This is a genomic window from Xanthomonas sp. D-109 (assembly GCF_017746095.1).
GTDB classification, from domain to species: domain Bacteria; phylum Pseudomonadota; class Gammaproteobacteria; order Xanthomonadales; family Xanthomonadaceae; genus Xanthomonas_A; species Xanthomonas_A sacchari.
The window spans coordinates 94,706-106,625 of record NZ_JAGHWV010000009.1 but is presented as its reverse complement, the minus strand read 5'-3'; the positions used below and the strand labels follow the sequence as shown (position 1 = coordinate 106,625).

Here is an 11,920-nt window from a genome sequence, read left to right as displayed (position 1 = left end):
CTCACACGCCTCACCCACGCCGCAGCAGCATCTGCGTCATCAGCGCGCGCAGGGCTGGCGCGCGGACCGGTTTGGCCAGGAAGCCCCAGCCGCGCTCCTGCGCCAGGATGCGCAGCGTCGGGTCGGCCTCGGCGGTGATCAGGATCGCGCGTGGCTCGGCCTGCCAGCGCGTGCACAACTGCGCGAACAGGGTCGGGCCGTCGCACTCGCCCATGCGCACGTCCAGCAGCACCAGTTCCGGCGCCTGCGCCGGCTGCGCCGCGGCCAGCGCCTGGTCCGGGCCGGCGGCCAGTTCCACCTGACAGGCCCAGCGCGTCAGCAGGGTGCGGCTGGCCTCGCAGACCCGCGGGTCGTCGTCGATGCACCAGACCCGGCAGCCGTGCAGGATCGGATCGTCGCCGTTGTCGCTGGCCATCGCCGCCGGCGCCTGCCTTTGTGCGGCCGCGGCATCGCCCAGCGGCACGGTCACCGAGAACACGCTGCCGCGGCCCAACTGCGAGCGCAGGCCGATGCGATGGCCGAGCAGGCGGCCGATGCGTTCCACGATCGCCAGGCCGAGGCCGGCGCCGCGGTCGTTGGCGACGCCGTCGCCGAGCCGGCGGAACTCCTCGAAGATCTCCTGTTGCAGCGCGTCGGGAATGCCCGGCCCTTGATCGTGGACCTCGATGCGCAACTGCGCGCCGTCGCGCCGGCAGCCCAGCAGCACGCGCCCGCGCGGGGTGTAGCGCACCGCGTTGGACAGGAAGTTCTGCAGGATGCGCCGCAGCAGGGTCGCATCGCTGCGCACGGTGGCGCGGGTCGGCACGTAGTCCAGGCGCAGGCCGCGGCCTTCGGCGACGATGCCGAACTCGCGCGCCAGGGTCTGCAGCAGCGGATCCAGCGCCAGGTCCTGCACCTGCGTCTTCAGCGTGCCCGCTTCCAGCCGCGAGATGTCCAGCAGGCTGTTGAGGATCGCATCCTGCGCCGCCAGCGCGTTGTCGACATGGTCGGCGATCTGCCGTGCATCGGCGTCGTGCAGCTTGCCGCGCAGTGCCGAGACGAACATGCGCGCGGCATTGAGCGGCTGCAGCAGGTCGTGCACCGCCGAGGCCACGAAGCGGGTCTTGTAGCGGTTGGCGTTCTCGGCCTCGCGCTTGGCCTCGGCCAGGTCGTGGGTGCGTTCGGCGACGCGGTGCTCCAGCGCGTCGGCCAGCGAGCGCAGTTCGCGTGCGGCGTTCTTGTAGCTGGTGATGTCGGCGTAGCTGGTGACGAAGCCGCCGTCGGGCAGCGGATTGCCGCGGATCTCCAGCACCGTGCCGTCGTCCTTCTCGCTCTCGCGCATGTGCGGGCGGCCGCTGCGCAGGTGGTCCAGGCGGCGCTGGATCGCCGCTTCCACCGGGCCGGGGCCGAGCAGGCCGCGGCGCGCGTTGTAGCGGAACACGTCCTCGATCGGGCGGCCGACCCGGATCAGCTCCGGGGGAAAGCGGAAGATCTCCAGATAGCGCGAATTCCACGCCACCAGGCGCAGTTGCGCGTCGATGATCACCACGCCTTGCGGCAGGTGCTCCAGGCTGCGGCTGAGGCCGGTGTCGGCCTGTTGCGCGGCCTGCACGATGCCGTCCTGGGCGGTGCGCAGTTCCTGCGCGTGCTGCTGCAACAGCGCTTCCAGTTCGCGCCGGCTGCGCTGGCGCAGCCGCGCCAGGCGCTGGCGCTGCTGGAACAGCAGGCCCAGGAACGACAGCGCCAGCCAGATGCCGGCCGCGGCCAGCGCGGCGGCACGGCCGGCGGCGCGGCTGCTGCCGACGTCGTGCAGCAAGTGCAGGCGCCAGCCACTCTCCGGCAGCGCCATGCTCTGCCACAGCAGCGGCGCCGGCTGCGCCGGCATGTCGATGCGCATCACCTGGCCGCCGTCGTCCAGCGTCTCCAGCACCCGCCGCTTCGCCGGCAGCAGGGTCTGCTGGGCGTACTGGCGGGTCGCCAGCAGTTCGTCGCGCTCGCGCGCGCTGAGCGGCTGCAACTGGCGGTAGCGCCACACGTCGCGGCTGGACAGGAACACCACGCCATGGCCGTCGCTGACCAGCACCACGTCGGGCACGCGCAGCCATTCGTGCTCCAGCGCGGCCAGTTCGATCTTGATCACGATCACTCCGAGCGGGCGTCCTTGCGCGTCGAGGATCGCCTGCGAGAGGAAGTAGCCGGGCACGCCGGTGGTCATGCCGATCCCGTAGAAACGGCCCTTGCCCTGCGCCAGGGCCTGCTTCACGTAGGGGCGGAAGCTGTAGTCGGCGCCGACGTTGCTGCTGGCCAGGCGCCAGTTGCTGGCGGCCAGGGCCACGCCGTTGGCATCGATCAGGGTCAGGGTCGAGGAGCGGGTGACGTCGTTGGCGCGTTCCAGCTTCAGGTTCAACTGCTGTTGCGTGGCCGCGTCCAGCGGATGGGTGAGGGCATCGCGCAGTTCCGGGTCCAGCGCCAGCACCTGCGGCAGCGTGCGGTAGCGGTCGATGCGCTGCTGCAGGGTCTGCGCATACAGCTCCAGCTGCTGGCGCAACTGCACGCTCTCGGCGCGCAGCGCGCGCTGTTCGGCGACGTGTTGCGCCGACAGCATCGCCAGCACCATGCCGCCGACGATGACGACCAGCAGCAGGATCAGGCGACGATGGCGCAGGAGCGAAGGCATGCGGAAGAACGCGACGGCCGGGACCGCATCAGCTTAGAGGGTGCGCTGGCGTTTGCGGTGCGCGGTGGCGATGGCTGGCGCCGTGGACCGCCAAGCCAAAGCGAAGGGCCAGGCAGATTGGCCGCCGATCGTGTCGGTGGACGCCGTCGATGCCGTCTGGCGGATCTGCAACGGGCACGCCGTGGGTGGGCAGGGCACATCACCCAAGCGTCGTCGGCATCGTTGAGCGCCATGCTGCAGTTCGCTGCGCAGCGCCTTCGCGCGGCGCAGTGGGCAGCAGCCCGGCCGATCGCGTCGGATCGGCCGGACTGCGTCCGCTCAGAACTGGACCTGGGCGCGCAGGTCCAGCGAGTTCGGCTTGACGCGCACGCCGGCGCGCTCGGCATCGGCACGCACGTAGTTCACCTGGAACTTGAAGTGGCTGGTCAGGTACCAGTTGGCGCCCAGGGTCCAGTCGTGCTGGCGGCCGCCGAGCACCGTGCCGTCGTCCAGGTCCAGGCGGCTGTAGCGCGCCAGCAGTTCGACCGCGCCGTAGGCGTTGGCCGGCTTGATGTTGCCGACGTTGCCGGCGCTGTAGGGCCGCGATTCGCCGGTCAGCACGTAGCTGGCGAACACGTACTGGCCGTCGGCGGTGTAGTCGGGGCGGCCGTTGTCGCGGGTCACGTCGGCGCGCAGCGCCTCGCCCTGCATCGAGAACGGACCCTTGATCCAGATCGCCTCCAGGCCGGTGCGGCGCACCTGGTCGACGTCGACCAGCGTGCCCGAATCGATCAGGCGCACGTCGGTCAGGCCGGCTTCCGGACGCGCACGGAAGCGCGCGCGCGGGCTGAAGCTCACGTCCAGGCCGTTGTGGTAGCCGCGCGGATTCTCCTGCGAATACGCCAGGCCCAGGTGCAGCACGTCGCCGTCGGCCTTGAACGGGGTCCACACGCCGCGCACCGCCTGGGTGGTGCCGGGATTGTCGCCCTGCAGATCCTTGCCGCCGTAGGCGCCGGCCTGCAGGAGGTATTGCGGACGCTCGAAGGTCCACTCCACGCCGGTCCGGCGGCCCTGGTAGATCGCCTGCACCGGCAGCGCCACTTCCATGAAGCTGTCCGCACGCGAGCTGGTCACGCCTTCCAGGCCCACCGGTACCTTGATGTAGCCCAGGCGCACCTTGCCGTAGTCGGCGCCGAACAGCGCCTTGGTCTCGAAGCGGAAGAACACGTCCAGCCACAGCTTGGACTGGAAGTCGAAGTACACCATCGCGTCGTACACGCCCTTCTTCTTCAGCGTGGCGCCAAATTCCTTGCGCCGGAACGTATTGTCGTCCTCCAGGCGGCCGTCGTCGTTGGAGAAGTTGTTCCAGTCGTAGGCGTAGTTGCCGGTCACGGCCAGTTCGGTGCCGTCGTTGAAGGCGACCTTGGTCGGCCAGTCGTCGAAGCCGTTGGCAGCGAAGGCGGGAGCGGCGGCGGTCAGGCCCAGCGCGGCGAAGAGAAGAGTGTGGCGCATGATGGAGTCGTCTCGGTAAGGAATGAAGGCACGGCAGTCCCCGGCCGGGCAGGTGGCACGATGACGCGGGCAGTGCGGCGGTGGGCCGCACGCGAACGGCGACGCCGCCGCGATGCGGACACGGTGCCGGACGTGATGCCCCCTGCATGCAATAGCGGACGCGCCCGGTCGATCTTTACGGCGATGTTGCAGTCCTGCGGCGGCGTCTACCCCTGAAGACGCGCGCTGCGATGGCGACGGCGCCGCCATCGGCCGCGCGAGGCGGCGTCTGCGTGCGGCGTTGCGTTGGCCCTTCCGTGAGCCTACCGCGCCACTGTAACCGCGTCGACACGGCGCGGCGCCGGGCCTAGTACCAATAGGTTATCTGCTTAGACGCTGGCGACGCGTACAAAGGCAGCATTCCGCGACCCGCGTCGGGTGGGCGGACCGTCCCGGAGCGCTTTCGATGCACATCTCAACTTCCCCGGCCATGCCTGCGCCGCGGCCTGTGCCGTTCTACCGGCACACCTATGTCCAGGTGCTGGCGGCCATCGTCATCGGTGCCGTCCTCGGCCATCTGGAACCGCAGTTCGCCACCCAGCTCAAGCCGCTGGCCGATGCCTTCATCAAGCTGGTGAAGATGATCATCGCGCCGGTGATCTTCCTGACCATCGTCACCGGCATCGCCGGCATGACCCACCTGAAGACGGTCGGCCGGGTGTTCGGCAAGGCGATGGTGTACTTCCTGTTCTTCTCCACCCTCGCGCTGGTGGTGGGCATGATCGTCGCGCACGTGGTGCAGCCCGGCGCGGGCATGAACGTGAATCTGGCCACGCTGGACCAGAGCAAGGTCGCCAGCTACGTACAGAAGTCGCACGACCTGACCCTGGTCGGCTTCCTGATGGACATCATCCCCACGTCGCTGATCGGCGCGTTCACCGGCGACCAGGTGGTCAATGGCAAGCTGGTCGGTCCCAATGTCCTGCAGGTGCTGTTCGTCGCCGTGCTGTTCGGCGTGTCGCTGGCGCTGATCGGCGAGCGCGGCAAGCCGGTGGTCAACCTGCTGGAGGCGCTGATCGCGCCGGTGTTCAAGCTGGTGCACATCCTGATGAAGACCGCGCCGATCGGCGCGCTGGGTGCGATCGCCTACACCATCGGCGAACACGGCCTGCACTCGCTGGTGCAGCTGGCCTGGCTGGTCGGTTCGTTCTACGTCACCTCCTTGCTGTTCGTGGTGGTGATCCTCGGCGCCGTGGCCTATCTGTGCGGGTTCTCGATCTTCAAGCTGATCCGCTACCTGAAGGCCGAATTGTTGCTGGTGCTGGGCACGTCCTCGTCCGAATCGGCGCTGCCGTCGCTGATGGAGAAGATGGAACGCGCCGGCTGCGAGAAGTCGGTGGTCGGCCTGGTCGTGCCTACCGGCTATTCCTTCAATCTCGACGGCACCAACATCTACATGACCCTGGCGGCGCTGTTCATCGCCCAGGCCACCAATACCGAACTCACCCTCGGCCATCAGATCACGCTGCTGCTGGTGGCGATGCTCAGCTCCAAGGGCGCGGCCGGCGTGACCGGTGCCGGCTTCATCACCCTGGCGGCGACGCTGGCGGTGGTGCCGGAAGTGCCGGTGGCCGGCATGGCGCTGATCCTGGGCGTGGACCGTTTCATGAGCGAGTGCCGCTCGCTGACCAACTTCATGGGCAATGCGGTGGCCACCGTGGTGGTCTCGCGCTGGGAGAACGCACTGGATCGCGATCGCCTGCGCCTGGCGCTGGACGGCGAGGCCGTGCCGCTGCCCGCGGTGGCGGTCGAACCGCTCGCCACGCGCTGATCCGCTGCACCGCACGACGCGCCGGCATTGCCGGCGCGTTGCGTTTTTCCCGGCACTCAAGGCCCTGGCGACAGCCGCCAGACAGGACCACTCCTGCTGCTGGGGGTAGAATTCCGGGCCTCCGCGCCTTTCGACAAAAGAAGCCCTCGATGTCAAACGACGATTTCAAACAGGCCGCCCTCGACTATCACCGCCAACAGCCGGCGGGCAAGATCAAGGTCTCCGCGACCAAGCCCATGCTGACCCAGCGCGACCTGTCCCTGGCCTATTCGCCGGGCGTGGCCTTCGCCTGCGAGGCCATCGTCGCCGATCCGCAGCAGGCCAGCGAACTGACCGCGCGCGGCAACCTGGTGGCGGTGATCAGCAACGGCACCGCGGTGCTGGGCCTGGGCAACATCGGCCCGCTGGCGTCCAAGCCGGTGATGGAAGGCAAGGGCGTGCTGTTCCAGAAGTTCGCCGGCATCGACGTGTTTGACATCGAGATCAACGAGAACGATCCGGACAAGCTGGTCGACATCATCGCCAGCCTCGAGCCGACCTTCGGTGGCATCAACCTGGAAGACATCAAGGCGCCGGAGTGCTTCATCGTCGAGCGCAAGCTGCGCGAGCGCATGAACATCCCGGTGTTCCACGACGACCAGCACGGCACCGCGATCATCGTCGGCGCGGCCGTGCTCAACGCGCTGGTGGTCACCGGCAAGAAGATCGAAGAGGTCAAGCTGGCCACCACCGGCATGGGCGCGGCCGGCATCTCCTGCGTCAACATGCTGGTCTCGCTGGGCCTGAAGCCGGAGAACATCCTGGCCCTGGACCGCGACGGGGTGATCCACACCGGCCGCACCGACCTGGACCCGGACAAGGCGCGCTACGCGCGCGACACCGACAAGCGCACGCTGGCCGAGATCGTCGAGGGCGCGGACATCTTCCTCGGCCTGTCGGCCGCGGGCATCCTCAAGCCGGAGATGGTGGCGACCATGGCGCCGCAGCCGGTGATCTTCGCCCTGGCCAATCCCAATCCTGAGATCACCCCGGAAGCGGCCAAGGCAGTGCGCCCGGACGCGATCATCGGCACCGGCCGTTCGGACTACCCGAACCAGATCAACAACGTGCTGTGCTTCCCCTACCTGTTCCGCGGCGCCATCGATGTCGGCGCCACCGGCATCAACGAGGAGATGAAGGTCGCCTGCGTCAAGGCGATCGCGGCGATGGCGCGGCGCGAGGCCTCGGACCTGGGCGCGGCCTACGGCGGCGAGACGCCGAGCTTCGGCCCCGACTACCTGATTCCGCGGCCGCTGGACCCGCGCCTGCTGGTCGAACTGTCCTCGGCGGTGGCGCAGGCGGCGATGGATTCGGGCGTGGCCACGCGGCCGATCGCCGACATGGACGCCTACCGCGACAAGCTCAGCCAGTTCGTCTACCGCACCAGCCTGATGATGAAGCCGGTGTACGACCGCGCCCGCGCCGACAAGCAGCGCGTGGTGTACGCCGAGGGCGAAGAGGAAGTGGTGCTGCGCGCGGTGCAGAGCGTGATCGACGAAGGCCTGGCGTTCCCGATCCTGATCGGCCGCCCGGACGTGATCGAGGCACGCATCCAGCGCCTGGGCCTGCGCATCACCGCCGGCGTGGATTTCGAGATCACCAACATCCACGACGATCCGCGCTTCAACGACTACTGGCAGTACTACCACGCGCTCACCGAGCGTCGCGGCGTCACCGTCACCGCGGCCAAGGAACTGATGCGCTCGCGGCCGACGCTGATCGCCGCAGTGATGGTTGCGCGCGGCGAAGCCGATGCGCTGCTCACCGGCGTGGTCGGCCGTTTCCACAAGAAGCTCGGCTACGCGCGCAGCGTGATTCCGCTGGAGCCGCGGGTCAGTTCGACCTCGGCGATGACCGGCGTGATCAACCAGCAGGGTGCGTTCTTCTTCGTCGACACCCACGTGCAGGAAGACCCGAGCGTGGAGCAGATCGTCGAGGCCACGTTGCAGGCCGCCTATCGCCTGAAGCTGTTCGGCATCGAGCCGAACATCGCGCTGCTGTCGCATTCCAACTTCGGCAGCCACGATTCGCGCGACGCGCTGAAGATGCGCCAGGTGCGCGAGGCGCTGCTCAAGCGCAAGCCCGAGCTCAACATCGACGGCGAGATGCAGGGCGATACCGCGTGGGACGAGGCGCTGCGCAAGCAGATCATGCCCAACAGCACGCTGAAGGGCCGCGCCAACCTGTTCGTGCTGCCGAACCTGGAAGCGGCCAACATCGCCTACAACCTGGTGCGCGTGTTCACCGACGGCGTGGCGATCGGCCCGATCCTGATGGGCATCTCCAAGCCGGTGCACATCCTCACCACCAGCGCCACCTCGCGCCGGGTGATGAACATGACCGCGATCGCCGCGGTCGATGCGCAGATCCGCAAGCAACGCGACGCGGAGAAATAAGCGCCGCGCCGGCGCCGCATACGGCGGCGCCGGCACGCGTCGCGTGCCGTGCGTTCGCCGGTTTCGCTGTGCCGATGCGCTGCCGCCGACGCGGCGGCGCATTGGCGTGCGCATTCCGCATTGCAGGCGATCGCACCTGCCGCGCGGGTGTTCCGCGCACGCAGCCGCCTGCGCTGGTTGCGCGCAATGGTATGGGACGAGCGGAAGAACAGCAGCGGCGCCGCGATGGCCGCGGTTGCGGGGCCGTGCGGGCGAGGGAGACGCTAGGGGAGGGACCGAAAGGTCGAGACTGAAAACGCTTTCATTCGTGGGCGACACGAAGTGCCGCAGTGCCATTCGCATCGCTGCGCGCGCGGCCGGCACGAAGGCCGCGCGAGGGAAGGCCAGGCACGAAGGCGGCGCCTGCGGCGCCGCGCCCCGTTCAGGCCATGCGCTTGCCCACCGGCAGCGGCAGGCTGTCGCCGTCGGTCTGGTTCAGCTTGGAAGGCTTGCCGGTCAGCAGCACGTATGCGTCGACGCCGGTAAGTTCGGCGATCTTCAGCAAATGGCGGGCATTGGGGACCGAACGGTTGTTCTCCCAATGACCCAGCGTGCTATGCGCCACGCCCAACAAGGCGGCAAGCTCGCGCAGTGTGAAACCGGCATTTCGCCGCGCCTGCATCAAACGCACACCTATATCCACGAGACACCTCAAAGCGGCATGTCGGCGCCGCGTGATGCCAGCATAGTGGTGCGTCGGTTCCGTATCAAGCGAAGCGGAAAGGCGCGTGAAAGGACCGCTTCCAGCCGCCGCCGCGCGCCGCGCCCGTGGCGGGATGGGCTGCTAGAATCGCCTGTCCCTTTACGCCGTGTCCCCACCGCCATGAGCCATACCGCCACCGCGCCCGCCAATGCCCAGACGCGCTACGAGGTGCGCCGCGCCGACCTGCCGCTGAGCTGCCCGACGCCGGAGATGGCGCTGTGGAACTCGCATCCGCGGGTCTACCTGCCGATCGAGGACGAGCCGGGCCTGGAAGCCAAGTGCCCGTACTGCGGCGCGGTCTTCGTGCTGGTCGACTGACCCGGATTCGATGCACCGCCTGACCGTGGTGCAGCTGCTGCCGGCGCTGGAGTCCGGCGGCGTCGAGCGGTCCACGCTGGAAATCGCCCAGGCCTTGGTCGACGCCGGGCATCGCGCCGTGGTCGTGTCGGCCGGCGGCCGCCTGCTCCCGGCGCTGGCCGCCACCGGCGCCGAGCACATCGCCCTGGACATCGGCCGCAAGTCCTTGATGACCCTGCGCCATGTGCCGGCGCTGCGGCGCCTGTTCGCGCGCGAGCGCGCGGACATCGTGCACGCGCGCTCGCGACTGCCGGCCTGGCTGGGCTGGCGCGCGCTGCAGGGCATGCCGGTGGCGCAGCGCCCGCGCCTGGTCACCACCGTGCATGGGCTCAACTCGCCTAGCCGCTACAGCGCGGTGATGACCCGCGGCGAGCGGGTCATCTGCGTGTCCGAGACGGTGCGCGCCTATGTGCTGCAGCACTATCCGCAGACCGATCCGGTGCGCCTGCGGGTGGTGCCGCGCGGCATCGATCCGGCGCAGTTCCCGCGCCGTGCCTGGCCCGACGCGCAGGCGCGGGCCTGGGCCGCTGGCCAGGCGCCGGCGCTGGCCGGCAACGGGCCGCTGCTGCTGTTGCCGGGGCGCGGCACCCGCCTGAAGGGGCACGCCGACGCCCTGCGCCTGCTGGCTGCGCTGCGCGGCGAGGGCGGCGCGGCCGCGGATGCGCGGCTGTGGCTGCCCGGCGCGCGCGAGCCCGGGCGCGACGCGTATGTGCGCGAGCTGGAGGCCGAGGCGGCATCGCTCGGCGTGGCCGACGCGGTGGCGTTCACGCCGCCGACCGCCCGCATCGCCGAGGCCTATGCCGCCAGCGACCTGGTGCTGCAACTCTCGCGCAAGCCCGAGGCGTTCGGCCGCACCGTGGTCGAGGCGCTGGCGGTCGGGCGGCCGGTCCTTGGCTGGGCGCATGGCGGGGTCGGCGAACTGCTGGCGCAACTGCAGCCCGCCGGCGCCGTGGCGACGTTCGACGCCACGGCCCTGCAGGCCGCCGCACGCGCGCTGCTGGCGCAGCCACCGGCGCCGCCGGCCACGCTTCCCTATACGCTGCAGGCGATGCAGCGCAGCACCCTGGCGATCTATGACGAACTCCGGCCCTGACGGTTCCCTGTCTGCTTCTGCCCTGCCCGAGGTCCGCGAACGCTGGGCACCGGTGTGGGTGCTGGTGTTCGTCGCGCTGTGGCCGGCGCCCGGCCTGGCCGCCGGCGTGCTGGCGCTGGGCGCCCTGGTCACCCTGGCGCGGCTGCTGCACAGCCGCTTCCGCGGCGGCGCGCGCCTGCTCAGCGGTCCGGCCTGGGCGCTGACCACGCTGCTGTTCCTCACCTACTGGCTGCCGCAGCCGCTGTCTGCGTTCGGCGCGGTGGACGTGGCGCTGGCCCTGCGCGAATCGGCGGTGGACCTGCGTTTCCTGCCGTTCCTGTGGCTGGTGGCGATGGCGGTGGCGACGCCGCGCGGGCGCCGCATCACCTTCAACGGCCTGGCGGTGATCGCGGCGATCTGGACCGTGGACGCGCTGGCGCAGGCACTGTGCGGCACCAGCCCGCTGTTCTGGTCGATGGACCAACTGAAGTGGGCGATCAGCCACCACGGCCTGTGCACGCCGCAGGAGATCGCCCTGGCCGATCGCCTCAGCGGCGTGTTCGGCCCGTGCAATCTGAAGTTCGGCCAGGTGCTGGCCAGCGTCTCGCCGTTCCTGCTGTGGGTGGCCGCGCGCCGCGGCGGCGCCTGGGGCTGGCTGCTTGCGGCGGGCGCGGTGGGCGTGGTGCTGGTGCTGGCCGGGTCGCGCGCTTCTTGGATCACCTACGCGGTACTGCTGGTGCTGTCGGGCTGGCGCCTGCTCGGCGCGCGCAAGCTGCTGGCGCTGGGCGTGGCCGCGCTGCTGGGCGCCGGGGTGCTGGGCGTGGTGTCGCCGCAGGTGCACGACCGCTTCGAGCGCACCGCGCGCGCGCTCAGCGGGCATCCGGCCGACCTCAACGCCGCCCTGACCGGGCGCGCGCAGATCTGGACCGCGGCCTGGTGCATGATCCGCCAGCACCCGATCAACGGCGTCGGCGTGCGCGGCTTCCGCGAGGCCTACGTCGGTTGCGATCCAGACCCGAGCCATGCCGGGGAATGGGGACGCGAACCAGCCTTCCATGCCCACCAGATCGTGCTCGAGGTGCTCGCCGAGACCGGTGTGATCGGCCTGCTGCTGTGGCTGGCCGGTGCCGCGCAGGCGTGGCGCGCGTGGCGCTACGCGTCGGCGCAGGCGCGCGAACGCGCGCGGCCGGCCATGCAGGCGCTGCTGATCACGGTGTTCCCGTTCAACACCCACCTGGCCTTCTACTCGTCGTTCTGGGGCGCGCTGACCATGCTGCTGATCGGCCTGTACGCCGGCGCTCTGCTCGCCAACGACCCCGAACCGGGCGAACGCACCGACGCCGCGACGCCGGGGTGA

At 69.9% G+C, this 11,920-nt stretch carries 8 protein-coding genes; 5 read left to right on the top strand and 3 right to left on the bottom strand.

Going from position 1 to position 11,920, the window contains the following annotated elements:
- Window positions 1–10: 10 nt before the first annotated feature.
- Complete coding sequence (locus J7357_RS10075; protein ID WP_209246118.1) at window positions 11–2,656, bottom strand: PAS-domain containing protein; 2,646 nt, start codon at window positions 2,654–2,656, stop codon at window positions 11–13.
- Between the two features lie 318 nt (window positions 2,657–2,974).
- Window positions 2,975–4,147 carry a porin gene (locus J7357_RS10070; protein WP_209246116.1) on the bottom strand — a complete coding sequence of 391 codons (1,173 nt, stop codon included), beginning with the start codon at window positions 4,145–4,147 and terminating at the stop codon, window positions 2,975–2,977.
- A gap of 445 nt (window positions 4,148–4,592) precedes the next feature.
- Here J7357_RS10070 and J7357_RS10065 point away from each other — a divergent pair, with 445 nt between their 5' ends.
- Window positions 4,593–5,957 carry a dicarboxylate/amino acid:cation symporter gene (locus J7357_RS10065; protein WP_209246114.1) on the top strand — a complete coding sequence of 455 codons (1,365 nt, stop codon included), beginning with the start codon at window positions 4,593–4,595 and terminating at the stop codon, window positions 5,955–5,957.
- A 149-nt stretch (window positions 5,958–6,106) separates the two neighbouring features.
- Complete coding sequence (locus J7357_RS10060) at window positions 6,107–8,392, top strand: NADP-dependent malic enzyme (protein ID WP_010344510.1); 2,286 nt, start codon at window positions 6,107–6,109, stop codon at window positions 8,390–8,392.
- A 421-nt stretch (window positions 8,393–8,813) separates the two neighbouring features.
- Here the strand turns inward: J7357_RS10060 and J7357_RS10055 are convergent, their stop codons facing one another.
- Window positions 8,814–9,062 (bottom strand): helix-turn-helix transcriptional regulator, encoded by a 249-nt coding sequence (locus J7357_RS10055; protein WP_311195509.1) that lies wholly within the window; start codon window positions 9,060–9,062, stop codon window positions 8,814–8,816.
- A gap of 192 nt (window positions 9,063–9,254) precedes the next feature.
- On the opposite strand from J7357_RS10055, the gene J7357_RS10050 reads away from it, so the two are divergent.
- The 3 genes from J7357_RS10050 to J7357_RS10040 are packed head-to-tail and all read left to right on the top strand — an operon-like array spanning window position 9,255 to window position 11,920.
- Window positions 9,255–9,452: a zinc-finger domain-containing protein gene (locus tag J7357_RS10050; RefSeq protein ID WP_010344507.1), complete on the top strand. Its 198-nt coding sequence runs from the start codon at window positions 9,255–9,257 to the stop codon at window positions 9,450–9,452.
- A gap of 10 nt (window positions 9,453–9,462) precedes the next feature.
- Complete coding sequence (locus J7357_RS10045; RefSeq protein ID WP_209246112.1) at window positions 9,463–10,584, top strand: glycosyltransferase; 1,122 nt, start codon at window positions 9,463–9,465, stop codon at window positions 10,582–10,584.
- Complete coding sequence (locus J7357_RS10040; protein WP_209246110.1) at window positions 10,565–11,920, top strand: O-antigen ligase; 1,356 nt, start codon at window positions 10,565–10,567, stop codon at window positions 11,918–11,920. Before J7357_RS10045 ends, J7357_RS10040 begins: the two co-directional genes overlap by 20 nt.

Bases quoted from the DNA above. Each gene is read 5' to 3' on its own strand.
- J7357_RS10075 (WP_209246118.1), bottom strand. From the start codon at position 2,656: ATGCCTTCGCTCCTGCGCCATCGTCGCCTGATCCTGCTGCTGGTCGTC.
- J7357_RS10070 (WP_209246116.1), bottom strand. From the start codon at position 4,147: ATGCGCCACACTCTTCTCTTCGCCGCGCTGGGCCTGACCGCCGCCGCT.
- J7357_RS10065 (WP_209246114.1), top strand. From the start codon at position 4,593: ATGCACATCTCAACTTCCCCGGCCATGCCTGCGCCGCGGCCTGTGCCG.
- J7357_RS10060 (WP_010344510.1), top strand. From the start codon at position 6,107: ATGTCAAACGACGATTTCAAACAGGCCGCCCTCGACTATCACCGCCAA.
- J7357_RS10050 (WP_010344507.1), top strand. From the start codon at position 9,255: ATGAGCCATACCGCCACCGCGCCCGCCAATGCCCAGACGCGCTACGAG.
- J7357_RS10045 (WP_209246112.1), top strand. From the start codon at position 9,463: ATGCACCGCCTGACCGTGGTGCAGCTGCTGCCGGCGCTGGAGTCCGGC.
- J7357_RS10040 (WP_209246110.1), top strand. From the start codon at position 10,565: ATGACGAACTCCGGCCCTGACGGTTCCCTGTCTGCTTCTGCCCTGCCC.